Annotated in this window: 25 protein-coding genes; 13 read left to right on the top strand and 12 right to left on the bottom strand. The window is 54.1% G+C overall.

The features are described from left to right. Positions 1 to 96: 96 nt before the first annotated feature. Complete coding sequence (locus tag AC3CHX_RS21785) at positions 97 to 528, bottom strand: universal stress protein (protein WP_488630072.1); 432 nt, start codon at positions 526 to 528, stop codon at positions 97 to 99. 273 nt (positions 529 to 801) lie between these two features. On the opposite strand from AC3CHX_RS21785, the gene AC3CHX_RS21780 reads away from it, so the two are divergent. Next, entirely contained in the window at positions 802 to 2160 is a 1359-nt protein-coding gene (locus tag AC3CHX_RS21780) for an NAD(P)/FAD-dependent oxidoreductase (protein WP_488630071.1), read from the top strand. A 73-nt stretch (positions 2161 to 2233) separates the two neighbouring features. On the opposite strand, the gene osmB is transcribed toward AC3CHX_RS21780, so the two are convergent. Further along, complete coding sequence (gene osmB / locus AC3CHX_RS21775) at positions 2234 to 2449, bottom strand: osmotically-inducible lipoprotein OsmB (protein WP_488630070.1); 216 nt, start codon at positions 2447 to 2449, stop codon at positions 2234 to 2236. 406 nt (positions 2450 to 2855) lie between these two features. Between osmB and AC3CHX_RS21770 the strand changes: the two genes are divergently transcribed. From AC3CHX_RS21770 to AC3CHX_RS21760, 3 genes are all read left to right on the top strand, one after another. Next, positions 2856 to 3356 (top strand): DUF4142 domain-containing protein, encoded by a 501-nt coding sequence (locus AC3CHX_RS21770; RefSeq protein ID WP_488630069.1) that lies wholly within the window; start codon positions 2856 to 2858, stop codon positions 3354 to 3356. 264 nt (positions 3357 to 3620) lie between these two features. Beyond that, entirely contained in the window at positions 3621 to 3848 is a 228-nt protein-coding gene (locus AC3CHX_RS21765; RefSeq protein WP_488630068.1) for a hypothetical protein, read from the top strand. 296 nt (positions 3849 to 4144) lie between these two features. Then, entirely contained in the window at positions 4145 to 5395 is a 1251-nt protein-coding gene (locus AC3CHX_RS21760) for an IS256 family transposase (protein ID WP_488629134.1), read from the top strand. A gap of 35 nt (positions 5396 to 5430) precedes the next feature. Here AC3CHX_RS21760 and AC3CHX_RS21755 read toward each other — a convergent pair whose 3' ends face one another. After that, on the bottom strand, positions 5431 to 6441 hold the full coding sequence (locus tag AC3CHX_RS21755; protein ID WP_488630067.1) for an NAD(P)H-quinone oxidoreductase: 1011 nt from the start codon (positions 6439 to 6441) through the stop codon (positions 5431 to 5433). 219 nt (positions 6442 to 6660) lie between these two features. Here AC3CHX_RS21755 and AC3CHX_RS21750 point away from each other — a divergent pair, with 219 nt between their 5' ends. From AC3CHX_RS21750 to AC3CHX_RS21740, 3 genes are all read left to right on the top strand, one after another. Continuing rightward, positions 6661 to 7212: a cytochrome b gene (locus AC3CHX_RS21750; protein ID WP_488630066.1), complete on the top strand. Its 552-nt coding sequence runs from the start codon at positions 6661 to 6663 to the stop codon at positions 7210 to 7212. 89 nt (positions 7213 to 7301) lie between these two features. Further along, the gene (locus tag AC3CHX_RS21745; protein ID WP_488630065.1) at positions 7302 to 7880 is read left to right on the top strand and encodes a YceI family protein; all 579 of its coding nucleotides are present in this window, start codon (positions 7302 to 7304) and stop codon (positions 7878 to 7880) included. A gap of 110 nt (positions 7881 to 7990) precedes the next feature. Next, entirely contained in the window at positions 7991 to 8569 is a 579-nt protein-coding gene (locus tag AC3CHX_RS21740) for a YceI family protein (RefSeq protein WP_488630064.1), read from the top strand. Positions 8570 to 8641: 72 nt separating this feature from the next. On the opposite strand, the gene AC3CHX_RS21735 is transcribed toward AC3CHX_RS21740, so the two are convergent. The 5 genes from AC3CHX_RS21735 to AC3CHX_RS21715 all read right to left on the bottom strand — a co-directional run bounded on the left by AC3CHX_RS21735 (position 8642) and on the right by AC3CHX_RS21715 (position 15450). Then, positions 8642 to 9325 (bottom strand): outer membrane lipoprotein, encoded by a 684-nt coding sequence (locus AC3CHX_RS21735; protein ID WP_488630063.1) that lies wholly within the window; start codon positions 9323 to 9325, stop codon positions 8642 to 8644. A 305-nt stretch (positions 9326 to 9630) separates the two neighbouring features. Beyond that, on the bottom strand, positions 9631 to 11157 hold the full coding sequence (gene lysS, locus AC3CHX_RS21730; RefSeq protein ID WP_488630062.1) for a lysine--tRNA ligase: 1527 nt from the start codon (positions 11155 to 11157) through the stop codon (positions 9631 to 9633). A 190-nt stretch (positions 11158 to 11347) separates the two neighbouring features. Then, positions 11348 to 12452, bottom strand: a protein-coding gene (gene prfB / locus AC3CHX_RS21725) for a peptide chain release factor 2 (RefSeq protein ID WP_488630061.1) whose coding sequence is annotated in 2 segments (ribosomal slippage) — positions 11348 to 12370 and positions 12372 to 12452 — 1104 coding nt in all. Because the reading frame shifts where the segments join, the coding sequence is not laid out codon by codon here. Between the two features lie 230 nt (positions 12453 to 12682). Beyond that, positions 12683 to 14380, bottom strand: a complete 1698-nt coding sequence (gene recJ, locus AC3CHX_RS21720; protein WP_488630060.1) for a single-stranded-DNA-specific exonuclease RecJ — start codon at positions 14378 to 14380, stop codon at positions 12683 to 12685. Continuing rightward, entirely contained in the window at positions 14377 to 15450 is a 1074-nt protein-coding gene (locus tag AC3CHX_RS21715; RefSeq protein WP_488630059.1) for a hypothetical protein, read from the bottom strand. Before AC3CHX_RS21715 ends, recJ begins: the two co-directional genes overlap by 4 nt. A gap of 256 nt (positions 15451 to 15706) precedes the next feature. On the opposite strand from AC3CHX_RS21715, the gene AC3CHX_RS21710 reads away from it, so the two are divergent. Continuing rightward, a complete protein-coding gene (locus AC3CHX_RS21710) occupies positions 15707 to 15955 on the top strand; it encodes a hypothetical protein (protein WP_488630058.1) in 249 nt (82 codons plus the stop codon). Between the two features lie 110 nt (positions 15956 to 16065). On the opposite strand, the gene AC3CHX_RS21705 is transcribed toward AC3CHX_RS21710, so the two are convergent. Next, positions 16066 to 16440 (bottom strand): hypothetical protein, encoded by a 375-nt coding sequence (locus tag AC3CHX_RS21705; protein ID WP_488630057.1) that lies wholly within the window; start codon positions 16438 to 16440, stop codon positions 16066 to 16068. 235 nt (positions 16441 to 16675) lie between these two features. On the opposite strand from AC3CHX_RS21705, the gene AC3CHX_RS21700 reads away from it, so the two are divergent. Both AC3CHX_RS21700 and lolD read left to right on the top strand, forming a co-directional pair. Beyond that, positions 16676 to 17941: a lipoprotein-releasing ABC transporter permease subunit gene (locus AC3CHX_RS21700; protein WP_488630056.1), complete on the top strand. Its 1266-nt coding sequence runs from the start codon at positions 16676 to 16678 to the stop codon at positions 17939 to 17941. Then, positions 17934 to 18674: a lipoprotein-releasing ABC transporter ATP-binding protein LolD gene (gene lolD, locus AC3CHX_RS21695; RefSeq protein WP_488630055.1), complete on the top strand. Its 741-nt coding sequence runs from the start codon at positions 17934 to 17936 to the stop codon at positions 18672 to 18674. The genes AC3CHX_RS21700 and lolD overlap by 8 nt, the downstream gene beginning before the upstream one ends. A gap of 53 nt (positions 18675 to 18727) precedes the next feature. Here the strand turns inward: lolD and AC3CHX_RS21690 are convergent, their stop codons facing one another. Further along, a complete protein-coding gene (locus AC3CHX_RS21690) occupies positions 18728 to 19216 on the bottom strand; it encodes a hypothetical protein (RefSeq protein WP_488630054.1) in 489 nt (162 codons plus the stop codon). Positions 19217 to 19504: 288 nt separating this feature from the next. Between AC3CHX_RS21690 and rpsO the strand changes: the two genes are divergently transcribed. Next, positions 19505 to 19774 carry a 30S ribosomal protein S15 gene (rpsO, locus tag AC3CHX_RS21685; protein WP_488630053.1) on the top strand — a complete coding sequence of 90 codons (270 nt, stop codon included), beginning with the start codon at positions 19505 to 19507 and terminating at the stop codon, positions 19772 to 19774. Between the two features lie 284 nt (positions 19775 to 20058). Next, a complete protein-coding gene (gene pnp / locus AC3CHX_RS21680; RefSeq protein WP_488630052.1) occupies positions 20059 to 22209 on the top strand; it encodes a polyribonucleotide nucleotidyltransferase in 2151 nt (716 codons plus the stop codon). A 307-nt stretch (positions 22210 to 22516) separates the two neighbouring features. On the opposite strand, the gene AC3CHX_RS21675 is transcribed toward pnp, so the two are convergent. Both AC3CHX_RS21675 and fdxA read right to left on the bottom strand, forming a co-directional pair. Then, positions 22517 to 23599 (bottom strand): NAD(P)/FAD-dependent oxidoreductase, encoded by a 1083-nt coding sequence (locus tag AC3CHX_RS21675; RefSeq protein WP_488644898.1) that lies wholly within the window; start codon positions 23597 to 23599, stop codon positions 22517 to 22519. Positions 23600 to 23897: 298 nt separating this feature from the next. Further along, positions 23898 to 24221 (bottom strand): ferredoxin FdxA, encoded by a 324-nt coding sequence (gene fdxA / locus AC3CHX_RS21670; RefSeq protein ID WP_488630051.1) that lies wholly within the window; start codon positions 24219 to 24221, stop codon positions 23898 to 23900. Between the two features lie 372 nt (positions 24222 to 24593). Between fdxA and AC3CHX_RS21665 the strand changes: the two genes are divergently transcribed. Beyond that, positions 24594 to 25547, top strand: coding sequence for a cation diffusion facilitator family transporter (locus AC3CHX_RS21665; protein ID WP_488630050.1), 954 nt, complete (start codon positions 24594 to 24596; stop codon positions 25545 to 25547). Positions 25548 to 25615: the final 68 nt, after the last annotated feature.

Raw genomic sequence — 25615 nt, 5'->3', positions numbered from 1 at the left:
AGGCAGCAAGCGTTCTTCGTTGTAAGTTAATTTATTGACAATATGAATATTTAAAAAAGAGTCCATTACGTCGATGGACTCTTTTGCGTCAAGCGCTCAGTAATCGGCTGCGACAAGAATGCTGCACGGTATCTTCTCTACCAGCAAGGCATCGGTGGAACCGCGCCACCAGCGCAATGCCATTGGCTTCTTGCGTGAATGGGCAATGATCACCAGGTCGATTCCAAGCTGGTTAACGAGGTCGCCGATAACGTTGATCGGTTCACCGCTCTCGAAGTGGGTGATGACCTTGAGGCCGACGTCGCTGAGCAACTTGTGACCTTTCGTCAGTTCTTGCTCCAGTAGAGCCTTCTCCGCGGTAATTGCAGATTCGGCGACGAATTCGCCCGCCATCAGATAGGTGGCGAGATTGATCACACCCAATAGGTGAACGTCAACCTCGGGGCCAGGTGCCAGGCGGATACAGGCATGCAGCGCGCAGCGACTTTCAGGTGTGCCATTGTAGGCAACAAGAATTTTCCGGTACATAGGCCCTCCCGAAGTGATCATGGATTTTATCATAACGCAGACTGACGCCAGTCACCAGCCGCGCCGATGTGTTGGTTGTTGGCGGGAATGATCTGTATGCATGCTCCTATTGCCTTGGTCGCTTATCTCAACGTAGACTGTCGGCTGTTTCCGAGGGGCATTCCCGGCATTCTATTTGCAGTACCAGTTTTTAAGCCAGTCACAGTCGGTAGTGTCATTGTGCACTGATTTGATGCATCAAAATAACAACGCATAAATGTAAGGGGATGATGGATGTTGGATGAGAACGTGAATCACGTGGTGACGCCGGTTGCCACCCTGGCTGCAGACGGCGGTGCCAACGAAGTCGTGATCGTTGGTGGCGGTGCCGGCGGTCTGGAGCTGGCCTGCAAGTTGGGACGCAAACTGGGGCATGGCCATGTCACACTGGTCGATCGCGCGCTGTATCACATATGGAAGCCGTCGCTGCATGAAGTCGCAGCTGGAACGCGCGACATTCATCAGGAAGGCTTGTCGTACCAGATGCTGGCGCACGATAATAAGTTCCGTTTCGTGTACGGCTCGCTGAGCGCGTTGGATAGCCCTAATAACACCATCACGGTCGATGCGCTCAACGATGAGGCGGGCACCGACATGGTCCCGCCACGCCAGATTGTCTTCCGCAAGCTGGTAATCGCGGTCGGTAGCGTGTCCAACTACTTTGGACTGACTGGCGCCGAAGAAAATACCATTTCGCTGAATACGACTGAAGACGCAGAATATTTCCGCCGGCGATTGCTGAAGATGTTATCCCTGGCCGACCTCAAAAAGGAGGTCTCGCCGGATGCCGGTATCGATATCGTGATTGTCGGCGGTGGTGCGACCGGCGTCGAGTTGGCGGCAGAATTGCGCGAAGCCAGCAGCGTGTATACGGATTACGATTTTCCGCGACTGCATCCAGATAAGGATGTCCGCATCACCATACTCGAAGGCGCACCGCGCTTACTGGCGCCATTACCGGAGCGCGTATCAAAAGCAGCGACCAAGTTGCTGCGGGAGCGCAATGTGAGTGTGGTAACGGATTGTCGCGTCGCCAGTATCGCCGACAAATTCGTCACGGATGCGAATGGCAATAACTATCCCTCTGACCTGTGCGTCTGGTCGGCCGGGATCAAGGCCCCGGACCTATTAAAATCTCTCGGACTTCCGGTGACCAGATTAGGTCAACTCGAAGTCAGTGGTTCGCTGAAGGTGAACGGTAGCAAGAATATTTTCGCGCTGGGCGACTGTGCCGCCTGCGTCGGTTCCGATGGCAAGCTGGTGCCGCCAAGGGCTCAGGCGGCGCATCAGCAGGCCGATTATTTACTGGATATGTTTGTGCGCGAGCACAAGGGCCAGGCTGCGACCGATGCACCTTATGTCTATAAGGACCATGGCTCGCTAGTCTCGTTCGGCAGAAGTACGTCGGTTGGTACTTTAATGGGATCGCTGACAAAACTCGGCTGGTTTGTCGATGGATTTTTCGCCCGCATGATGTACACCAGCTTGCATTTGCTGCATTTGAATGCGTTGTTGGGGCCGCTTCGCACCGGGGTGACGGCGACTGCCAGCAGCCTGATGAAACATGCTAAACCGTCGGTCAAGTTGCATTGATATGTCGATGGCGTACGTGCGAAATGCCGCCGCTATTTCGATAACTAGCGGCGGCATTTTGCATGGCGTATGACTACTTCCCTACCTCATGACCAATCACGCCACCGACTGCCGCGCCGCCGACGGTGCCAAGCGCGCTACCGTTGGTGAGTACGGCGCCGCCGACTGCACCAACGCCTGCGCCGATTGCTGTATTGGTGTCACGTCTTGACATGCCGCTGCAGGCGGTCAACGATACCAGCAAGCTCAAGGTAACAGTGTTAATGAGGATTTTGTGTGCGGTTTTCATAGTGCTTCCTTTTAGGAAAAGTGTATCGGGAACCTTTTCCCGACCAAGACAAATTATTCCAGCCAATTCCGTATCAACAATTCATAGCTGTATTCTTGGCTTTGACCGGATCTGCTGCTATCGGTCTAACACTGATTTGGCTGTAGGACTTTTCCCGCAAGCGGCGCTGTTCTCATGTCTCCGGTACTCCACGCTCGCACAATGCAGTTGATTTCCCCTGGTGGCGGCCTTGTCAACGTTGGGTTGCGATGGGACGTTATGCTGTCAGTTGTAATCTCGTAACAAATACGCTCTCTTTTAGAAAGTCGACATGTACTCCTCATTGACGCAACGTACGGATCGTTTTCGCTTTTTTTCAGCCAGGAATTTGTGCGCTTGGTTTCACCTCGTAGTGCGGGGAGGTATTTTGGCTGCGCTGGTGTTAGCTGCCGGAAGTGTTAGCGCTGCTGATTTATCGCGCCATGAGAAGTTGTTCCTGCGCCATGCTGCGGAAGGTGGTAACGCTGAGCTGGCGGCGACCAAACTGGTGGCAACCAAGACGGCCAATCCTGCAGTTACAAAATTTGCGCAGGCGATGGCTGCAGATCAACAAGGCATAGTGGCCGAGCTACGGCGTTTGGCATTGACGAAGGGAGTGAAACTCCCGGATCAGCCAAGCAAGATGCAGCAGGCATCCATCATCAAGCTGGCGAAGCTGGATGGCGTGCAGTTTGATAAGGAATATAGCCGTGAGATCGGCGTTTTGGCGCACAAGGACATCGTCGCGTTGTTCCAGCAGGCGCAAAAAAGCGCCAAGGATGCTGACGTCAAGGCATTTGCCGGCAAGACGCTGCCGCTCCTTGAGCAGCAATTGAAGATGGGGCAGCAGCTCATGATGGCGGTCGATAAGAATAAGGTTCAAAGTTAGCCCATGTCGCGTGCTAGGATCAGCTCTGGCTGTGTGAGGTAGTCGGTTAGGTTTGCGATGCCTCATCATAAAAGAGTCGTATTGTAAGTACGCTACTTTGTCGCATTTTGCGTACCGTCTGGCGTCATTCGGTGGATACTTGGTAATGGAACCGGATATGTTCTCCTACCGTGCAATCGGTAGCCGCCCTATATTGATAGTATGGTTGTGTTGTTATTCTTGCTAAACAAAGAAACAGCGTCGTAATGACGAAAGGAGACTGTCATGACCCAAATCAAGCAAGCATCAGATAAGGTTGGTATTCAGGCCGATCATGAGAAGCCGCAAGATTCTCGGCCCGCGCCGACGAAATCCCCTGATCGGCAATCTGCGTTCGGCCATGCACTGGATGGCAGTCAGCAACTGGATATTCTGGAAGAGCAGACGTATGCGAATGCGGACGGTCCCGCCAAGGATCAGCCTATCGTTCCGCCCAAAGCTGGTGGAAAGTAAGTCATGATGTCTTGTCGGTGCTCATTGCGTCCCTTGCTGGCTACCGGCTTGCCAGGCGCGCCATCGGAAGTGAATCGTAATCGTACCGTGCCTCTGGACTAATCTGATTATTCAGCACTGACGATCTCAAAAAAAGCAGCCGATGGCTGCTTTTTTGGGGGGCAATGTCGAGTTCGACTCGGAATTTGCCCATGCTTACTTAAAAGTATCGATGACGCGGCTGACTATTTTCCGAGGGTGTATTTAGTTTTGTGTAAACGGTCATTTGGCAGGACACTGCCACCATAGAGGAAAAAATGACCTACGTAAAACGCAGCAAACGGGCCAAGCCCGATCCTGAACTGGTCAAGCTGGCGGACAGCCTGCTTGCCAACTACAAAAAACCTGAAGACCTGATTGGCGAAAATGGCTTGCTCAAGCAATTGACCAAGATGTTGGTCGAGCGTGCGCTGGAGGTCGAGATGACGGACCATCTCGGTCACGGCAAAAGCGACGCGGTGATCAACGACACGGCCAACACTCGCAACGGCCACAGCAGTAAGACGCTCAAAGGCGATTTCGGCGCACTCCCGCTCGATATTCCCCGCGATCGTCAAGGCGCGTTTGAACCGCAAATCGTCAGCAAGCATCAGACCCGCTGGACCGGCTTCGACGACAAGATCATCTCCCTGTATGCCCGTGGCCTGACGGTCAGGGAGATCCAGAGCCACCTTGAAGAGATTTATGGTGCCGAAGTATCGCCAAGCCTAATATCGTCCGTCACAGACGCTGTGAGCGAGGATGTGAAGGTCTGGCAGGCCCGGCCGCTCGATGCCTTGTATCCGATTCTGTATCTCGACTGCATCCACGTCAAAGTGCGCGACACAGGGGCTGTCCGAAACAAGGCCGTCTACCTGGCCATCGGCGTGAACATGGAGGGCCACAAGGAAGTGCTGGGCCTGTGGATCGCTCAGACCGAGGGTGCCAAATTCTGGTTGCAAGTGGTGACCGAGTTGAAGAACCGTGGCGTGCAAGACATCTTCATTGCCTGCGTCGATGGGTTGAAAGGCTTCCCTGACGCCATCGAGGCGGTCTATCCGAAAGCAGCTGTTCAGCTATGCATCGTTCACATGGTGCGTAACAGCCTGAACTTCGTTCCCTGGAAAGTGCAGAAGGAAGTGGCTACCGATCTGAAGCGAATCTACAGTGCGGCGACCGTCGATGAAGCCGAACTCATGCTCACCGAATTTGAGTCAAAGTGGGACAAGGACTACCAGTCGATCAGCCTGTCCTGGCGGCGAAATTGGGCTCGGATCACGCCGTTCTTCGACTACCCGCCGGAAATCCGCAAGGTCATTTACACCACCAACGCCATTGAATCCATTAATATGAGCCTGCGGAAAGTCATCAAAACCCGCAGTTCATTCCCAACTGATGAGGCTGTCAGCAAGCTGTTTTATCTGGCACTCAACAACATCAGCAAGAAGTGGACGATGCCCTTGCGGGACTGGAAAGGAGCACTCAACCGCTTCACAATTCAGTTTGAAGAACGGATGACGCCGAATTAAACGAAATTCCGTTTACACAAAATCCCGCACACCCTCTATTTTCCGTCAAGCTTGCCCGACTCCGCCACATCCATCGTCAGCATAATCTTGCCGACATGACTGCTGCTTTCCATCAGCGTGTGTGCTTGCGCGGCTTGTTCGAGCGGGAAGGTCTGGAAGATCACCGGCTTGATCTTGCCGGCTTCCAGCAATGGCCAGACCTGCGCATGCAGTTGTGCCGCGATCGCCGCTTTGAACGCAATCGGGCGCGGCCGCAATGTCGATCCGGTGACGGTCAGGCGGCGCATCATGATTTTACGGAAGTCCAAGGTGGCGCGGTTGCCACCCAACATCGCAATGAAGACCAGGCGGCCATCATCCGCCAGGCAATCAATTTCGCGCGGCACATAGTCCCCGGCGACCATATCGAGGATGACGTCGACGCCTTTGCCAGCGGTCATGGATTTCACCACTTCGACAAAATCTTCGGTGCGGTAATTGATGGCATGTACTGCGCCCAGTGCTTCGCAGGCGCGGCATTTTTCGTCCGAGCCGGCAGTGGCGAACACCCGATGTCCGAATGCGGTAGCAATCTGAATCGCAGCGGCCCCGATCCCGGAACTGCCGCCTTGCACCAGCAAGGTTTCGTTGCTAGTCAGTTGGGCGCGTTGAAAGACATTGCTCCACACGGTGAAAAAAGTCTCCGGCAGCGAAGCCGCCTCAAGCGCCGTCCAGCCCTTGGGCAGCGGCAGGCATTGCACGCTGGCGGCGGTGCAATATTCGGCATAACCGCCACCGGCTACCAAAGCACAGACCAGGTCCCCTTTTTTAAAGTGCGTGTTGGCGAAATCGCCGTCGACAATTTCACCAGCGACCTCCAGACCGGGTAAATCCGATGCTCCAGGTGGAGGTGCGTAATTACCGGTACGCTGAAACACGTCCGGGCGGTTAATGCCGGCGGCGTGTACCTTGATCAGTACCTCACCTTCTTTAAAGGTGGGAACTGGTCGTTCGCAGATTTGCAAAACATCCGGTGCACCTGGTTGCGTGATTTCAATTGCGCGCATGGCTAGCCTCTTTTCTTATTAACTTGAATATTTTTGAATTGATAAGTCAACCGCCTATTGTAGACGACCTGCGTTCTCGTGTATTTTCGTCAAATCGGTTGATGTGGCTGAAATTTCATTCAAGTAATTTGAACAAGTCGATTTTTGGCGATGCGGAACTTTTCCACTTACGGTACAGTCACTATCTTTCTTGTAATGCAACACAAAAGATATGGCGATATGAAAAACCGAAGCACCCCAACTCACTACACGGCGACCGCCATCGGCATGCATTGGCTGGTCGCGCTGCTGATTTTTGCGGCGTTTGGCATGGGTTGGTACATGACAGGGATTCACGGCATTACGCCGCAGAAGTTGAAGTTGTTTTCATGGCATAAATGGCTGGGCGTCACGATCTTTGCGCTGGCCGTGGTCCGGGTTTCCTGGCGCTTGCTGAATCCGGCTCCCGCTCTGCCGGCCGGTATGTCGCGTTGGCAGCAGCAGGCTGCCCACCTGGTGCATCAGTTGCTGTATGTGCTGATCATCGTGATACCGCTAACAGGTTATTTCTACAGTTCCGCGTCCGGTATACCGGTGGTGTATCTGGGCTTGTTTCAGATGCCGAGGTTAATTGAAAAGAGCGATCAGTTGAAAGCCGTTCTGGGGCCTGTGCATGCGTGGCTGAATTATCTGATGGCGGCCATTGTGGTGGTGCATGTGCTGGCTGCGCTGAAGCATCAGTTGATTGATCGTGACGGCACCTTGAGCCGGATGTTGCCGTTTCTAAAGTAACGCTGCAAGCATATGCATAGCCATTGGTCCAGTGGTGAGATTGGGTAAGTTGCGTAGTTTAAATTGATCCGAAAGATAATTCAGGAGTGATGCAAGTGAAGAATTTACGTACAAAATCGGTGCTGGTATTGGCGGCTTTGATCGGCACTGGCGCATTGCTTGCAGGTTCGGCCTGGGCCCAGTTGGACGTGACCAAAAGTTCGGTCAGTATCGTTGCCAGGCAATTGGGCGTACCGATGGATGGCAAGTTCAAGAAGTTTGATGCGGCAGTGAATTTCAATCCGGCGCAGTTGGCGCAATCGTCGGCCAAGGTCGATATCGACACGGCGAGTTTCGATATCGGTGATGCCGAGTACAACAAGGAAATACGTGGCAAGGATTGGTTTGATGCGACCAGATATCCGAAAGCGACTTTCGTTTCCAGCAGCATTAAGCAGGGCGCAGTCGGTAAGTATGATGTCGCCGGTAAATTGACTATCAAAGGCAAGACACAGGATGTAGTGGTCGGCGCGACCTACAAACAGGATGGCGCCAGCAATGTGTTTGAAGGCGTATTGCCGATCAAGCGCAATGCATTCAGCATAGGCGAAGGCGACTGGAAAGACACTTCGGTAGTCGCAGATGAGGTACAGATTAAATTCCGCATCGTCACCGCTGCCAGGAAGTAAGCCGGAAGACTCAAACAGATTCCGCGCAATATTTGACGGCCTATTAAATTTTTTGCGATACACCCGGCTAGTCCTTTGCCTAGCCATTTATTCAACGAAAAGGGAAAACGATGAAATTACGTACTTTGGTTGCTGCGCTCGCAGCACTGTCCGCTGGTGCGGCACTGGCTATTCCGGCCACTTACAATCTGGACCCGGCTCATACCTATCCGAGCTTTGTCACTGATCATATGGGCGGTCTGTCGCAATGGCGCGGCAAGTTCAATAAAAGCAGCGGCACCGTCGTGCTGGATCGTGCGGCCAAGACCGGTACCATCGATATCAAGATTGATCCTGCTTCGATCGATTTCGGTCACGGCAAGTTGAATGAACATGTCAAGAGCCCGGACATGTTTGACGTCGCTAAATATCCAGAGATTACCTATAAAGGCAAATTCACCAAATTCGATGGCGACGTGCCGAAAGAAATTGACGGCGAACTGACCATGCATGGCGTCACCAAGCCAGTCAAACTGAAGATTGATGACTTCCTCTGCAAGCAGCACCCGATGCTAAAGCGTGAGGTTTGTGGTGCCGAGGCTGAAGGTGAATTTAGTCGTGACGCGTTCGGTATCGACTATGGCAAGCAAATGGGTTTCAAGCAGGAAGTGAAGCTGCAGATTCAGGTTGAAGGTATTAAGCTGAATTAATGCCGCACTGGAAAATCAAACCGCTGCCCGCAATTGCAGCGGTTTTTTTATCGCAGCAACTTTCCTGCCCGATTAGCCGCGTCCTTCCAGGTGGCCGTTCACTACCCGAACCGGATCTCCAACGCGCCATTCCTGTGCCGATTGTGGGAAAGTCCGCAGCTTGCCGTTATCCATCCGCACGTGCACTTGATAGGTCGTTGTGGTGCGTGTACGACGTTCGACCTCATTACCTGCAAAACCGCCGCCAACGGCTCCGGCAACGGTTGCCAGCGTGTTGCCGTTACCGTGACCGACCTGATGACCCAGGACGCCGCCTACCAGTGCGCCAGCCGCGATACCCACGCCACTCGGTTTGACGGCATGCTGAATTGCTTGTATCGACTCAACGTGGCCGCAACTTTTGCAAACAGCTGCCTGCGCAACTGGTGCGGGGCGTTGGTCGTAGGCGTAATTGGGTTGTGACGCTGGCGCCGGGCGTTGCTCGTTGGCGTAATTGGATTGTGGAGCTGGCGCCAGATTGCTGCCCGGGTTAGCCATTTGTGCCGGCATTGGCGCTAAGTCAGGGGGCGTGTCGGCTTTGTTGTCATAGCTGTTATTTGGCGCTGACAGGGCTGCGACCGGTGCCGCTGTCGTGCTGTTTGAGTTTGGAATCAGGCCGGTGATGGCGGCGACGCCGACCAGGCAGATCAGAGTGACTGCGACCGCAGCGCTGGCGACCAGTGGATGAATACGGTTGTTTGGTGTTGGTTCTGACATTATTCCCTCCTATGACATTTTTTATCAGTTCGATTAGTTCATTATCGATGATTCTAAAATGCAATTAAATCACCATACTGTTTCAGATGTAATTGCATGTAACGAGTTCGCTGAAACGCCAAAATTTTTTAAAAAGTTGGTATTGGCAGTACTGTTTATGACAAAAGAAAAGTCCTGGTGAAGCCAAGCCGGCTGGTCCATATCAGGCAAATTGGTAAAAGAAAGACAAGATACTGTAAACGCAGACTGCCGCCCGAATAAAGCCGGCGGCAGTTAGTGGGTACAGCTGTTTCGTTTGTTATCGATTAATCTTCGCGCCGCAGATGCGGGAACAAAATCACATCGCGAATGTTCGGCGAATCGGTAATCAGCATCATCAAACGATCGATTCCAATACCGCAGCCGCCAGTCGGAGGCAAACCATATTCCAGTGCACGGATATAGTCGGCGTCGTAATACATGGCTTCTTCATCGCCCGCATCCTTGGCGGCAACTTGTGCCTGGAAGCGCGCCGCCTGGTCTTCAGAGTCGTTCAATTCCGAGAACCCATTGGCAATTTCACGACCGGTCATGAATAGCTCAAAACGCTCGGTGATGCCGGGTACCGTATCGGACGCACGGGCCAACGGCGACACTTCGACCGGATAGTCGATGATGTAGGTTGGGTTCCACAGTTGCGCTTCTGCGGTTTCTTCAAACAGTGCCAATTGCAGCGCGCCAAGACCGGCGCTGGCGAATGGCTTGACGCCGAATTTCTTCAATTCGGCTTTGATGAAGTCGGCATCCTGCAACTGCGCATCTTCATAATGCGGTGCGTATTTGTTGATCGCACCAACTATCGTCAGGCGTTCAAACGGCTTGCTCAAATCCAGTTCGCGGCCTTGATAGGTCAGTGCCGCAGTGCCGTGCGCATCGATTGCCGCCTGGCGGATGACCTGTTCGGTGAATGTCATCAACCATTGATAGTCGACATAGGCCGCATAGAATTCCATCATCGTGAATTCCGGATTGTGACGTGGCGACACGCCTTCATTGCGGAAGTTGCGATTGACTTCAAACACTCGCTCAAAACCGCCAACCACCAAACGCTTGAGATACAGTTCCGGTGCGATACGCATGAACATTTGCATGTCGAGCGCATTGTGATGGGTGACAAACGGTTTGGCTGCGGCACCGCCGGGAATCGCGTGCAGCATCGGCGTTTCGACTTCCATGAAGTCGTTTTTTTCCATGAAGCGACGGATCGACGACATGGCAGCAGTACGTGCCTTGAAGGTGCGACGCGTCTCTTCGCTCATGATCAGGTCGACGTAGCGCTGACGATACTTGGTTTCCTGGTCGGAAAGACCGTGGAACTTGTCCGGCAGCGGGCGCAGGGATTTGGTCAACAGGCGCAGGACGTTGACCTTGATCGACAGTTCGCCGGTTTTGGTCTTGAACAGCGTGCCTTCCGCGCCAAGAATGTCGCCCAGGTCGTAATGTTTAAAGGCGTCATACTCGGCTTCGCCAGCCAGTTCTTTGGTGATGAATAGTTGAATTCGTCCGTCGGCTTTCGGGCCCGAGGCATCCTGCAAGGTCGCGAACGAGGCTTTGCCCATCACACGCTTGAGCATCATGCGTCCGGCGACGACGACCTTGACTGCGGCAGCATCGAGTGCCTCGTGGTCCAGCTCGGCGTAGCGCGCATGCAGGTCTGCTGCTTTGTGTGTTGGCCGGAAGTCGTTTGGAAAAGCGACGCCTTGGGTGCGCAGTGCGGTCAGCTTGGCGCGGCGTTCGGCGATGATTTTATTTTCGTCTTGTGGGACAGGTTGTTGCTGATTGTCTGTCGTCATGTCAGGGTCTTTTTGATTGATGCTGTGAAATAGCGGGTACAGGATTTATTTGGCGCTGGCTGGGTCAAGTGTCTGACTACTTGGCCCGCCATTTGCAAGTTCAAGGGCAGCTTGCCTTGCGTAGTCAGTCGTTGGGTAGCGCTGTGCTCCACCCAACCTACGTCCTGTGAATATCGATACAGCCGGGTATTTAAACGCCTTGTTTCAGCGAGGCCGCAATGAAGTCGTCCAGATCGCCGTCGAGGATGGCCTTGGTGTTGCCGCTCTCGAAGTTCGTACGCAGATCCTTGATGCGTGACTGGTCCAGCACGTACGAGCGAATCTGGTGGCCCCAGCCGACGTCGGTCTTGGAATCTTCCAGTTTCTGCTGCGCGCTCATGCGGTTGCGTAATTCCAGTTCGTACAGCTTGGCTTTCAGCATGTCCCAGGCTTCGGCACGGTTACGGTGCTGACTGCGGTCATTCTGGCATTGCACGACGATGCCCGACGGGCCATGCGTCAAACGCACTGCGGAGTCGGTCTTGTTGATGTGCTGACCACCGGCACCGGAAGCGCGGTAAGTATCGACCCGTACATCCGCTGGATTGACATCGATTTCAATCGAATCGTCCACTTCCGGATAAACGAACAAGCTGGAAAACGAGGTGTGACGCCCGTTGGCCGAGTCGAACGGCGACTTGCGTACCAGGCGATGGACACCGGTTTCCGTGCGCAAAAAGCCGTAGGCGTAGTCGCCTTCCACTTTGAGAGTCGCGGTCTTGATACCGGCAACTTCACCATCCGACTGTTCCAGGATTTCAACCTTGAAACCCTTGCGTTCGCAATAGCGCAAATACTGACGCAGCAACATTGACGCCCAATCCTGCGCTTCAGTACCGCCAGCGCCGGCCTGGATGTCGATAAAGCAGTTGTTGGGGTCCATCGGGTTGTTGAACATGCGCCGGAATTCCATGCCCTCGACCAGCTTTTTCAGCTCCTGGGCATCGGCTTCAACCGCCTCGATGGTGTCTTCGTCCTGCTCGTCCCGTGCCATCTGGAACAGATCGCTGGTGTCACGCAGATCGGCTTCAATCTTGGTCAGCGTCAGGACGATTGCCTCCAGGGATTTCTTTTCCTTACCGAGATCCTGAGCGCGTTTCTGGTCGTTCCAGACCTCCGGATCTTCCAGTTCGCCATTGACCTGGTCGAGTTTCTCTAACTTCGTATCGAAGTCAAAGATACCTCCGTAATTCAATCTCACGTGACGTGAGGTCGGCGAGCAGGGCTTGCAGGGAATTTAAGCGTTCGGCTTCCATGATGATGTCTCTTGCGATAAACCCTAAATTATACGCGAGCACATCGCTAATCTAACGCAAAACGGTGCTTGTCGCATTTTTGATGGCGCTAATTCATGCCATTCGTCGGCGCAATGTGAGCCTTTGTTGGATTTTTACTATCGAAGTACGGTCTGATTGCAATCTGTTAACGGTGAGCGCAAGTGGTACGACAGCCTCCGGCAACATGTAGTTGCCGGCCAAAACTTTCGCTAGGCCAAGGCTTCAGCGTGCTCCACCATCAATTGCACCTTGGTGACGCCGTTGTATTCGTTGGCGTCGAGCCGGAACGCAACCTTGGCCCGGCCACCCAATGAATCAGTGTGGCCGAACCAGATTGCATCATAACGATTGCCATTTCTTTCCAGTACGAGTTTTAAGTGTTTTTCTTTCAGAATGCGTTGGCTGACGACTTTGAATTCATCGCAAAACACCGGCGCTGCAAAGCCCTGGCCCCAGACCTGGCCTTCCATCAGTTCGATGAATTGCGTGGTGTAGTAGGCATCTTCCAGCGGGCCGTCGGTCTCGATCACGCGCTCGAGTTGATGCTTGCCTAGCCAGGCGCTGCCGACTTTTTCAAACGCCGCGGAGAAAGTGTCAAAGGCGTCGGCGCGTATCGTCAGGCCGGCGGCCATCGCGTGTCCACCAAATTTTTCGATCAGGCTAGGGGCGTGCTTGGAGACCAGGTCCAGTGCATCGCGCAGATGGAAGCCTGGGATCGAGCGGCCGGAGCCCTTGATCATGCCGTCGCCACCCGGTGCGAAGGTGATGGTCGGTCGATAAAACTTGTCTTTCAGGCGCGAAGCAACGATACCGATCACACCCTGATGCCAGGAGGCGTCAAACACGCTGATAGTGTTGCTTTCAGCCGGGCTGAAATTGTCGAGGAGTGCCAGTGCGGTGTCTTGCATGCCGGCCTCGATATCGCGCCGTTCCTTGTTAATGGTGTCGAGCTGTTGTGCGATGGCCCAGGCGCGCCCCTCGTCGTCGGTGGTCAGGCATTCGATCCCGAGCGCCATATCGGCCAGTCGTCCGGCCGCGTTCAGGCGCGGCCCCAGCGCAAAGCCGAGGTCGAAAGGGGTGGCGCGGCGTGCCTCACGTCCGGCTGCGCGAAAGAGGGCGGCAATGCCCGGATGCATCCGGCCGGCGCGCATCCGTTTCAAGCCTTGCGCCACCAGAATCCGATTATTCGCATCCAGTTTGACGACGTCGGCGACGGTGCCAAGTGCGACCAGGTCAAGCAGCACATCCAGTTTTGGCTGCGTCTGCGCATCGAATATGCCGCGCTTGCGCATTTCCGCGCGCAGCGCCAGCAGGACATAAAACATGACGCCGACGCCGGCCAGATTCTTGCTGGGGAACCCGCATTCGGGCTGATTTGGATTAACGATCACGCGCGCCGCGGGCAAGGTGTCGGCTGGCAAGTGATGGTCGGTGACCACGACTTCGATGCCACGCCGATTGGCTTCGGCGACGCCGTCGATGCTGGCGATGCCGTTGTCAACTGTGACGATGATGTCAGGCGATTTTTCACGGGCGGTCAGATCGACAATTTCCGGTGTCAGGCCGTAGCCGTATTCAAAGCGGTTCGGCACGATGAAATCGACGTGTGCGCCGAGCAAGCGCAAGCCGCGCAGGCCGACCGCGCAGGCCGTTGCGCCGTCGCAGTCGTAATCGGCAACGATCACCATTTTCTTTTTTGCGCCAATGGCATCGGCCAGAAAGCTGGCAGCGGCACCGATGTGCAATAGCCCGGTCGGCGCCATCAGCGCGCTTAACTCGCTTTCCAGTTCTCTCACGTCGAGCAGACCGCGCGCAGCATAGACACGTGCCAGGACCGGGTGAATACCGCTTTGGCGCAAGCGTTCGGCATCGCGAAACGGATAGGGGCGGGTGCTGATGCGGGTCATTCGCGTGTCCCTGCCATTGGGTTTGTCAAGGATGGCTTAACCCAGAATTTTTTGAGCGAGAGTGGAGTCGTGGTCATTTCGGTCATGCGGCTGTTATCGGTAAAAGTCAATGTAAGCTGGTTAAGCTTGCCGTTTTGCATGGCTTGCAGCAATGGCGCAAACCAGTTGCTTTCCATCGCCTGGAGTTGCTGTATCCATTCTGACCACTCACCGGTGAGCGCTGGCGCGATCAAATTGTCCAGCAGCAGCAAGCCGCGCTCGCCGGTGGCGGCGATGAGTTCTTCGGCGTTGCAATTAACGCTGGCGGTGTTGGTAGTCAGTTGACCAAAAGCGCGTGACCAGCCGCGCAGGTTAAAGGCGTGACTATAGCTGGCTGGCGCTCGGGCCGGCTTGACTGTTGCACCACCCCATAGCCATAACGAATTGACCGCTTGCATGCCATGCGCAGCACGTTGTTGATTCAATGTGTTTTCAAACCAATGCATTTGTACTTCATTTTGCAGCTTGCGCCAGGCGCGCTCGCCTTCGCCATGCGGCATCCAGATATCGACGTTATGGCCGCAGGCGGCATCCGGCGTCGAGGTGTGTAAATGTTGCCAGTCGTCGGCGCGCACGAACCATGTGCCGGTATCGCCGTACAGCAGCGTTCGGCCAACTTCGTCGAAAAGTGGCTTGGCGTCGTCGAATAGCGAGCGTGAATCGCCTTCTGATAGCCTCACCTGGCGGATGTCGGTTAGCACCAGATGGTCGCGCGCGATGTGGATGTGGGCCGGATGGAGCATGAACCAGTGACCCTCTTCAAAGCTCAGGCCTAGCGCGCGCATGACCGCGATAGCGAGCGGCGGGCTGGAGTTGGGGCTGTCCGGGTTACTTAAGCCGAAGCGTTGCGACAGCCACGCTTCGTGCGGCAGCGCGCGAGCGAACTCGTCCAGAATATGTTGTTGTTTGCTGCCGCCTTTGGCACGGGCGGTCAGAGTGGCAAGGGCCGGCAGGTTTAATTCGCGCAGTATGTCGCGCGCTAATTCAGCTGGGGGTAAGCCGAATGGCAAGAGAATATCGAGATGATTCATGCCCGAATTGTATGGCATCTTGGCACAGGGAATGGAGAACCATTGCCACGCCTATGCAAGATGGGCGGTGCGACCTCTAACAAAACCCAATTCCATTAGGGTCGTCGCATCGTTTCGAAGCAAACCGACGGTTGGCTGAAAAATCTCCCTGGATTTGCGACGCAGGATACGCGCGGAACCGCAGACAATATCAAGGTAAGCAGGGCTGGCGAATTCTGCAAAATTTCCTATACTGTTGATTCTCAAGGAGAAAACTATGGGGCCAGAGCAGATAATCAAGATGTGGGGGCGCGCAAGTTGTCAGGTGCCGCTCGCTACTTACGATGACTTGGTTGAAATGTTGGCAACAGAAATCGCCAGAATTTCATACAAATTAACGGAAGATGAACTGTATCGCATGATCGCGGTTGGCGCGCTGGTCTATCAGCGCGGCTTCAGAGAGTTTGGTGGCGACATTACTGCCGATCTGTTGATCCAGACGCTGCGCGAAGGTGGCCGGGCGTAAACAATCTCTCGGGCGGCGGTCTTCCTTCGCGCCGGCATCGCGCAGTTACATACGCAACAACATTTCTTTGGTCGACGGACTGCTCACAGCAGACCGTCGGACTAACACGGTCAATTCGAGTTGTTGACGCGATTTTCATCGAATTGCTCTTCTGCGTGCTTGAGATGGGCGATCAACAGGTGTGAAATCACATTCACGCCGATCCCTGCCAGCACCGCAGGCAGCAGATAGAGCATGATCGAAATTTCGGAAGAGAACACATTATTGTCGATGGCCGAGGAGCCCAGCTTGGCTAAATGCGCTAATTGTCTTAGCAGAACGACATTTATTCCGGCGAGAACAATCAGGGCGAGAGAAAACAAAAAAACTGTCAGGCGGGAAATAGCACGCTTTGCCAGCATCAGCGCGAAGATGCCTATCGGTACAACGACGGAGAACGCGACTAGCAGTATAAATTCAAGCCTGAGAAAAACGCTGGTTTCCATGTTGCGACACCTGAAGTAAGGTCAAACTGCAATTCATTGCCATTTTACTTGGCATATCTGGCAAACGACGCGGACTGATGCATGACTAACCTAACAAGTTATGCAGGCCACACCTGTTTGCGCGGCGATTGTAGGATCAGTGTCTACCGTAGCATTAAGTGTTTGATTTCGTTACAAAACATCATGAGGTGTGCTGAATTATGGCAAACTGCGGGCTGATTTCGGGAGCCTTGCATTGAGCATTTTTAAAAAATTACCGTTTGAGTGGCTGGTCGGCATACGCTATACCCGCGCTGGTAAGCGTAGCGGCCGTAATAGCTTCATTTCTTTTATTTCGTTGATATCAATGGCCGGCATCGCCCTGGGTGTGGCGGCGCTGATCGTCGTGTTGTCGGTGATGAATGGTTTCCAGAAAGAAGTGCGGGACCGCATGCTGTCGGTGCTGGCGCACATCGAGGTGTTTGACGCCTCGGGCGAGATGCCAAGCTGGGAAGATGTCGCCAGGCAGGCGTTCAAGAACAAGGAAGTGATCGGCGCCGCACCGTATGTTGAGGCGCAGGCCATGATCACGCGCGATGGTGCGGTTCGCGGTGTCGGTGTTCGCGGCGTATTGCCGTCAGAGGAGCCGCACGTCTCGGACGTTGCAAAGCAGATTAAGCAGGGAAACTTTAATGATCTGAAAGCGGGTGAATTCAATATCGTGCTGGGTAGCGAGTTGGCGCGTGGCTTGCACGCCGGCATCGGCGACAAGGTAACGATGCTGGCGCCGCAAGGGCAGGTGACGCCAGCCGGCGTGGTGCCACGACTAAAGCAATTCACCGTGGTTGGGATTTTCGAGGCAGGTCATTTTGAATATGACTCTTCGCTGGCCTTCATTCAGGTAGAAGACGCCGAAAAGATGTTCCGCCTGAGCGCGCCATCGGGTTTGCGTTTGAAGATCACTGATATGTTGCGGGCACCGGAGGTAGCGCAACAGCTGGCGCAGACACTGCCGGCCGATCTGTATTTGCGTGACTGGTCGCAGCAAAACAGCAACTGGTTCGCTGCGGTCAAAACCGAGAAGCGCATGATGTTTATTATCCTGACGCTGATTATAGCGGTCGCGGCCTTCAATCTGGTGTCAACACTGGTAATGACGGTCACCGAAAAACAGGCAGACATTGCCATTCTGCGGACACTTGGCGCCTCGCCCGGTTCGATCATGAAGATTTTCATGATTCAGGGCGCGCTGGTAGGCTTGATCGGGACTGCACTCGGGATCGGTTTTGGCGTGCTGGTGGCGTTGAATATCGATGTCATCGTTCCTGCGCTTGAACACTTGTTGCACGTTCAGTTTTTACCGAAGAGCATTTATGTGATCAGCGAATTGCCGTCCGATCTGCGTTGGCCAGACGTCTGGACCATTGGCAGTGTCGCCGTGATACTGGCTTTCGTAGCGACGTTGTATCCGAGCTGGTGGGCTGCCCGAGTCAAGCCAGCGGAGGCGCTGCGCTATGAATAATCCCCTTAATACCAACCACAACGGTAACAGCATGAATGAAATTATCTTGTCGAGTCGCGACCTGGGCAAAACCTTTACCCAGGGTAGCTACTCCGTCAAGGTATTGAGTGGCCTTGATCTAGATGTGGTCAAAGGTGAGCAGGTCGCCATCGTTGGTGCGTCGGGTTCGGGCAAGTCAACCTTGCTGCATTTATTGGGAGGCCTGGACACGCCAACGACTGGCAAGGTCACGCTGCTAGGCAAGGATTTGAGCAATCTGGGTGAATCGGCGCGCGGCGACTTGCGCAATACCGCGCTCGGCTTCGTCTATCAGTTCCATCATCTGCTGCCGGAATTTTCTGCGCTGGATAATGTTGCCATGCCATTGATGATTCGCCGCCTGAAGCGCAGCGATGCGCAGGAACAGGCGCACGCGATTTTGTCGCGTGTGGGTTTGGCCAAGCGGGTGATCCACGTACCGGGTGAGTTGTCTGGCGGCGAGCGTCAGCGGGTGGCGCTGGCACGGGCGCTGGTGACGCAACCGGCATGTGTACTCGCCGATGAGCCGACCGGCAATCTGGATCGCGCCACGGCGCAGATGACCTTTGAGCTGATGCTGGAGTTGTCGCAAACGCTGGGGACAGCATTTGTCATCGTCTCACATGACATCGAGCTGGCGCGACGTTGTGGCCGCATTTTGCGCTTGTCGGAAAATGGCTTGCAGCCTTACGTAGATGAAGTGATTCATCTTTAAGGCCTGCATCCGGACTGCAGCTCCCGTCCATTCCTCAAAAACGCATCATCGAATCACATGCCGAAGCGGGAGCGTTCAAAACGCGGGTCCGGGCCGTTTTCGAGCTTGCGAACGATGCCGGCCTGGTCGAAATAGACCGTCATCAGCGAGTTCCAGACGCCGCTTTCCTTGAAGCCGTAATTCCAGCCCTCGAGCTTGACGCGGTCGTAGAAGATGCTGTCGATCGGGTGGCCGATGGTGCGGAGGACGTCGTTTTTGTTAGCCTGACCAACTTTAATGGTGGCAAATTTTTCCAGCGTTAAGACTTGTTCGTACGAAATCAGGCGGCCATCAGGGCCGATGCGTGCCATATGGGTTTGCTGGCCAAAGGCACCACCCCCGTATTCAAGCAGACGTTCATTGCCATCCTGATATGTTGCAGCCGGTTTTCCGAGGCGACTGATCACCTGGGCCTCCGGTTCGCCCGGATTGACTGGTGATGCGCAGCCGGCAAGACTTATTAGTATCAGACTGGCGGTGAGGGCAAAGGTGAGGTGTTTCATGGCAGGGCTCCTGATGTGCGCAAATAGCGGAGAAGGTCGCTTAATTGTACGAAGTAAAGTAGCGCTAGGTTCAAGCATTCAACTTGGCTTCCATGTGGCTAAATAGTGGCTATATGATAATGCCTGCTGCAATATTCCGTGGCGGACCCGCCGGCAACGCCAAGTATTTGAATCAGCGAGAGTTTTGCTATATACTGCGCCTCTGGTCTATTCGGGCCAGTTTTTTAATTGGATGTTCACGGTATATGGGGTTTTGCCACTCCGTGCACCGCTTGTGAAAGGTATAGCATGACTATCGAAAAAACAGCTAAAGCCGCTATTGTCGCTGACAATGCACGCGCGCAAAACGATACTGGTTCGCCAGAAGTGCAAGTCGCTCTGTTGACAGCACGTATCAACGACCTGAATGGTCACTTCAAAGCACACGCCAAGGATCACCATTCCCGTCGCGGTCTGATCATGATGGTTAACCGTCGTAAGAGCCTGTTGTCTTACCTCAAAGGTAAAGACCTGAACCGTTATCGTTCGCTGATCGAAAAACTCGGTTTGCGTAAATAAGAGGCTTGTCGTCGACTTTCAATATTTTGTTTCGATATTTCGTGACGACGTTGCCGGTCGATCGATAGGTGAAATGCCTGCGTCAGTCTCTGATGCGGGCATTTTTGCTTTTGGCGAATAGCATTTCTCTGCATCAGTTCTGTTCTAGAGTGGCAATGAAGTCGCTTGTAAGTGTTTTAGTAAGGAGACGGCAACTCACTATCAGTAAAAAAGTGATGCAGCCGTCTGTGGTGAGGTGGACGACAGCGCCTGAAAATCTGTCGGCAAAATAGAAAGGAAATACCGTGTTCAATAAAGTTACCAAGACTTTCCAGTATGGCCAGCATCAAGTGACGTTGGAAACCGGCGAAATCGCTCGCCAAGCCTCCGGCGCAGTGTTGGTGTCGATTGAAGATACCGTTGTGCTGGCTACCGTGGTTGCACGTAAAGATGCCAAGCCAGGTCAAGATTTTTTCCCGCTGACCGTTGATTATGTTGAGAAGACTTATGCCGCTGGCCGTATTCCAGGCGGTTTCTTTAAGCGTGAAGGCCGTCCTTCGGAAAAGGAAACGCTGACATCGCGTCTGATCGATCGTCCGATCCGTCCGCTGTTCCCGGAAGGTTACATGAACGAAGTACAAGTGATCATTCACGTACTGTCGGTCAATCCTGAAATCGATCCTGATATTGCCGCGATGATCGGTGCATCGGCTGCATTGTCTGTCTCCGGCGTGCCGTTCTCCGGTCCGGTCGGTGCTGCCCGCGTCGGCTATATCGACGGTCAGTACGTTCTGAACCCAACCACCACCCAACTCAAGACATCAGTGCTGGATCTGGTTGTTGCCGGTACTGAAGCTGCGGTGTTGATGGTTGAGTCCGAAGCGCAGCAATTGTCGGAAGAAGTGATGCTGGGCGCGGTTGTGTACGGCCATGATCAGATGAAGGCAGTCATCAACGCGATTCACGATTTGGTTCGCGATGGTGGCAAACCGGAGATTCAGTGGAGCCCAGCGCCGAAGAACGAGGCGCTGATCGCGCGCGTAGCGCATTTTGCCGAAGCCAAACTGCGTGAAGCGTATCAAACCAAAGACAAGCAGGCGCGTACTGCCAAGCTGAAAGATGCAACGAGCGAAGTGATCGCTGCATTGGCCGCCGAGGCTGCATCGATCAATGCTGCGGCACCGGATAGCTCGGAAGTCGGCAACATTCTGTTTGATCTGGAAGCCAAGATCGTTCGCTCGCAAATTCTGGATGGCGAACCGCGTATCGACGGTCGTGACACGCGCACTGTGCGTCCAATTACAATCCGTACCGGCGTCCTGCCACGCACTCACGGCTCGGCATTGTTCACGCGCGGTGAAACGCAGGCGCTGGTCATTGCTACCTTGGGCACAGCCCGCGACGAGCAAAAAATTGATGCGCTGATGGGTGAATACTCGGATCGTTTCATGCTGCATTACAACATGCCTCCGTTTGCCACCGGCGAAACCGGTCGCGTCGGTACTCCCAAGCGTCGTGAAATCGGTCACGGTCGTCTGGCCAAGCGCGCGCTGCAAGCGGCATTGCCAGCCCCGGAAGATTTCAGTTACTCAGTTCGCCTGGTATCGGAAATTACCGAGTCCAACGGTTCATCGTCGATGGCTTCGGTGTGCGGCGGCTGTCTGGCCTTGATGGATGCCGGTGTGCCGATGCAAGGACACGTTGCCGGTATCGCCATGGGCCTGATCAAAGACGGCGGCAAGTTCGCTGTGTTGACCGACATCCTGGGCGATGAAGATCACCTGGGCGACATGGACTTTAAGGTTGCCGGTACTGCAAACGGCATCACTGCCTTGCAAATGGATATCAAAATCCAGGGCATCACCAAGGAAATCATGCAAGTCGCTTTGGCGCAAGCTAAAGAAGGCCGTATCCATATCCTCGGCGAGATGGAAAAAGCCGTTCCTAGCGGCACTAAATCCGAATTGTCGGACTTTGCCCCACGCCTGATCACCGTCAAGATCAATCCGGAAAAAATCCGTGACGTGATCGGTAAAGGCGGCGCGGTGATTCGTGCGCTGACAGAAGAAACCGGTACGCAAATCGACATCAGCGATGAAGGCGTTGTCACCATCGCCTCAGTGGATGCCGCTGCCGGTCAGGAAGCCAAGCGCCGTATCGAAGAACTGACTGCTTCTGTCGAAGTCGGCAAGATCTACGAAGGCACCGTGTTGAAGCTGCTGGACTTCGGCGCTATTGTTCAAGTATTGCCAGGCAAAGACGGCTTGTTGCACATCAGCCAGATCGCCAATGAGCGCGTGAATGCGGTCGCTGACTATCTGAAAGAAGGCCAGCAAGTCAGAGTCAAGGTTCTGGAAACCGATGACCGCGGTCGTCTGAAACTATCGATGAAGGCAGCGCAAGAAGCCGGCGAAGCTGCTCCTGCAGCAACGCCGGGAGAGTCGGCTGCGCATTAAGCTGATTGACTTCGCTGTACCTAAAACCGCCCGGGACGCAGATTGCATCCCGGGCGGTTTTTTATTGTGCGGGCTGAGCCATATCGGTATATGTCATTAAGATAGTAAAGTGTGCTGTGTGATTGAAATCAGGTCGCATGGCGCACCTTGATTGCGCAATTCTTTTCCGGTTTGCGATCTGCTTGACGCATAAAAAAACCGCCGAGGGCACACGCCTTGACGGTTTTTTTATTGTTGCATATTAACTTCTTGGACGGAAAAGCTCAGCTCTTGCCGGGCGCCTATCCGCCGTTTCAGCTGCTCAACATCAGTCAAATACCGGCGATTCCACACCCAAAATCTTGTGCAGCTTAGGCGAGGTAGTGGTGTATTGCATGTGAATTTTCTTGTCCGGGAAGATGTACGGCGCAGCACCAAACGCAGCCAATGCGGCTTCGTGGAAACCGGACAGAATCAGTTTCTTCTTGCCTGGGTAAGTGTTGATGTCGCCAACCGCAAAAATGCCGGGAATATTGGTTTCGAACTTCTCGGTATCGACGACTTTCAATTGCTTGCGTTCGATGTCCAGGCTCCATTCGGCGATAGGGCCGAGTTTTGGCGACAGGCCAAAGAAAACCAGCAGCATGTCCAGCGGCAGACGACGGGTAACGCCGTCAGGACCGGTGACCTTGATTTCGCTAAGCTTGTCGTCTTTGACTTCATGACCGGTTACCTGACCGACCAGGAATTGCATTTCGTACTCTTCGCACAGTTGCTTCATCTTGGCAACCGAGGCAGGTGCGGCGCGGAAGTCTTCGCGACGATGCAGCAGCACCACTGATTCGGCTTTGCCGACCAGATTCAAAGCCCAATCCAATGCCGAGTCGCCACCGCCGCAAATCACCAGATTCTTGCCGTGGAATTGGACTGGATCCTTGACGCGGTAGAACAATTGCGAATTGTCGAACTGATCGATGCCGTCGACCTTGATCGTGCGTGGCTGGAACGAGCCAACGCCGGCAGCGATGAAGATGGTTTTGGTGATGAAGCGGGTGCCGACCGAGGTTTCCACATTGAAGCGGTTATCTTCACGGCGCTCGACCATGGTGACTTCCTGGTTCAGATGGAAAGTCGGCTCAAACGGCTCGATCTGCTTCAGCAAGTTGTCGGTCAATTCCTGACCGGTGCAGACTGGCACCGCCGGGATGTCGTAAATCGGCTTGTCCGGGTAGAGTTCGACGCATTGACCGCCGACCACTGGCAGCGAGTCGATCACATGTGCCTTGATCTCTAGCAGGCCCAGTTCGAATACCTGGAACAGGCCGACCGGACCGGCGCCGATAATGACGGCATCGGCTTCTATCGGTGCGTTGTTGCTATTGTTGATAACGGGTAGGGTAGATGCATCCATCTTGGCGCTGGTTTCCATACGACTATCTGATTCCTGTTTGGGTTGGGTCCCCCAATACGTCGCTGCATTGAGAGTTGCAATGACGATTGGCACTCAACTGTTTGCGGCGCAATATTGTTGCTGTTGTCGCTCACATGGCTGGGGGAATGCCGGGCTTAGCGTTTGTCTTACGTACTATTCCTGCCATCTATATCTACTGCATATTGCCTGACTGCAGACCCGCTACTAATGGCTTTATCGCTATCGCCGCAGGCAGTATTCGACGCTAAAGAAATGCTGCAGAATTATCCGTCAGCGATTAACGCTGCAGAAGGTGCAATTTTTCTGTAACGTCTTTAAAGTCGTCAGCATCAGGCAGCGGTGCAATGGTCTTGGTAATCGATGGCCAGAAGCGTGCCAGATCTTCATTCAGTTTGATGAATTGCTGCTGATCTGCGGGTACGTCTTCTTCTGCATAGATCGCATTAACCGGACATTCAGCGACGCAAACGGCGCAATCAATGCACTCATCCGGATCGATCGACAAAAAATTCGGGCCTTGGCGGAAGCAATCAACCGGGCAAACATCGACGCAATCGGTGTAGCGACAGCTGATGCAAGATTCGGTCACAACGTGGGTCATAACAACAGTCCTATCTGTAAGTATTACTTGAAGCGGTCTCGAGCCAACATGGCCACGCTGAGTTTCAGCACAGACCTGACACGATCATAGTCGCAAGGCACTGTATTTTAAGGTAATTCGGTATTTCCTACAAACAGCGGTTATATAGAATTCGTATAAGCAAATTCACAAATTGGCTTTAGCCCGAACTGGCGGTCTTTTGGCGTAAGTAGTTGCGCTATCCTGCGCTTGCCGCTTTGTGTCCGGCCGGCGGATTATCTCTGCATTGGCTTGCATACAGTATGGCGGATAGTGACGATGTCAGTTGCGCCGGGCCGGTAAATTGGCTAGTGTGTCAACTTTTACACGTAACGGAATGGCGACAGCACAGTCATGGCATCACACTCGGAAGGTTCTACCAAGGCGATTTTCTACGCGCTCGGTGCGAATGGCGGTATCGCGCTGGCTAAATTTGCCGCCGCAGCATTTACCGGTTCCGGTGCGATGCTGGCCGAAGCGATTCACTCGCTGGCCGACTGCACCAACCAGATTTTTTTGCTGATCGGACTGAAAGAGGCCAAAACCCCGGCGAATGACGCACATCCGATGGGCTACGCGCGCGTGGTGTATTTCTGGGCCATGATGGTGGCGATATTGCTGTTTTTCGTCGGAGGCGCGTTCTCGGTCATGGAAGGGATCCGGCATTTGCTGGATCCGGAGCCGATCGGTAGGCCTTGGGTAGCGCTCGGCGTGCTGGGTATTTCGGTGGTGCTCGAGGCTATTTCGCTGCGCGGCGCGCTGGTCGAAATCCGCAAGATTTCACACGGCAAGACATTTTTTAAGTGGTTTCGCGAAACCCGTCAGTCCGAATTGATGGTAGTCGCGGGCGAAGACATCGCAGCACTGGCCGGTTTGGCGCTGGCGTTTGTCGCCGTGGTGCTGACGGTCGTCACCGGCAATCCGGTCTGGGACGCTTGTGGTTCGATTGCGGTCGGCCTGTTGCTGATGATGGTGGCGGTGGTTGTGATCCGTGAGGTCAAGGCGATGGTGACCGGTGAATCAGCGGCGCCCGAGATACACGCGGCGATCAAGGCGCATATCGAAGCCCGCCCTGAAATTGACAGCGTGATTAACTTGATTTCGATGCAGTGGGGCGAGCAAGTGATGATTGCGGTGCAAGCCGAGATGCGGCCACAGCCGTCGGACCTTGCGTTGGTCGACGCCATTAATCGGATTGAAGCCAGCATTCAAGCGCGCTGGCCGCAAGTGTATTGGTGTTTTTTTGAGCCGGACCGGAAGAAACTGCCGACAGCGGCAACCGAGACCGGGCTGTCCGGTTATCCATAGTTTTTCGATTCCGGCGCTTTTTTGGCGGCATAAAATGATGGTGTGAGCAATCCGTTGGCAACGCACCA

This window comes from Glaciimonas sp. OK215, assembly GCF_057787885.1.
The sequence above is the reverse complement of the archived record's forward strand: the minus strand, read 5'-3'. Positions and strand labels throughout refer to the sequence as shown.

Bases quoted from the DNA above. Each gene is read 5' to 3' on its own strand.
- AC3CHX_RS21785 (WP_488630072.1), bottom strand. From the start codon at position 528: ATGTACCGGAAAATTCTTGTTGCCTACAATGGCACACCTGAAAGTCGC.
- AC3CHX_RS21780 (WP_488630071.1), top strand. From the start codon at position 802: ATGTTGGATGAGAACGTGAATCACGTGGTGACGCCGGTTGCCACCCTG.
- osmB (WP_488630070.1), bottom strand. From the start codon at position 2,449: ATGAAAACCGCACACAAAATCCTCATTAACACTGTTACCTTGAGCTTG.
- AC3CHX_RS21765 (WP_488630068.1), top strand. From the start codon at position 3,621: ATGACCCAAATCAAGCAAGCATCAGATAAGGTTGGTATTCAGGCCGAT.
- AC3CHX_RS21760 (WP_488629134.1), top strand. From the start codon at position 4,145: ATGACCTACGTAAAACGCAGCAAACGGGCCAAGCCCGATCCTGAACTG.
- AC3CHX_RS21755 (WP_488630067.1), bottom strand. From the start codon at position 6,441: ATGCGCGCAATTGAAATCACGCAACCAGGTGCACCGGATGTTTTGCAA.
- AC3CHX_RS21750 (WP_488630066.1), top strand. From the start codon at position 6,661: ATGAAAAACCGAAGCACCCCAACTCACTACACGGCGACCGCCATCGGC.
- AC3CHX_RS21745 (WP_488630065.1), top strand. From the start codon at position 7,302: ATGCAAGTGAAGAATTTACGTACAAAATCGGTGCTGGTATTGGCGGCT.
- AC3CHX_RS21740 (WP_488630064.1), top strand. From the start codon at position 7,991: ATGAAATTACGTACTTTGGTTGCTGCGCTCGCAGCACTGTCCGCTGGT.
- AC3CHX_RS21735 (WP_488630063.1), bottom strand. From the start codon at position 9,325: ATGTCAGAACCAACACCAAACAACCGTATTCATCCACTGGTCGCCAGC.
- lysS (WP_488630062.1), bottom strand. From the start codon at position 11,157: ATGACGACAGACAATCAGCAACAACCTGTCCCACAAGACGAAAATAAA.
- recJ (WP_488630060.1), bottom strand. From the start codon at position 14,380: ATGACCCGCATCAGCACCCGCCCCTATCCGTTTCGCGATGCCGAACGC.
- AC3CHX_RS21715 (WP_488630059.1), bottom strand. From the start codon at position 15,450: ATGAATCATCTCGATATTCTCTTGCCATTCGGCTTACCCCCAGCTGAA.
- AC3CHX_RS21710 (WP_488630058.1), top strand. From the start codon at position 15,707: ATGGGGCCAGAGCAGATAATCAAGATGTGGGGGCGCGCAAGTTGTCAG.
- AC3CHX_RS21705 (WP_488630057.1), bottom strand. From the start codon at position 16,440: ATGGAAACCAGCGTTTTTCTCAGGCTTGAATTTATACTGCTAGTCGCG.
- lolD (WP_488630055.1), top strand. From the start codon at position 17,934: ATGAATAATCCCCTTAATACCAACCACAACGGTAACAGCATGAATGAA.
- AC3CHX_RS21690 (WP_488630054.1), bottom strand. From the start codon at position 19,216: ATGAAACACCTCACCTTTGCCCTCACCGCCAGTCTGATACTAATAAGT.
- rpsO (WP_488630053.1), top strand. From the start codon at position 19,505: ATGACTATCGAAAAAACAGCTAAAGCCGCTATTGTCGCTGACAATGCA.
- AC3CHX_RS21675 (WP_488644898.1), bottom strand. From the start codon at position 23,599: ATGGATGCATCTACCCTACCCGTTATCAACAATAGCAACAACGCACCG.
- fdxA (WP_488630051.1), bottom strand. From the start codon at position 24,221: ATGACCCACGTTGTGACCGAATCTTGCATCAGCTGTCGCTACACCGAT.
- AC3CHX_RS21665 (WP_488630050.1), top strand. From the start codon at position 24,594: ATGGCATCACACTCGGAAGGTTCTACCAAGGCGATTTTCTACGCGCTC.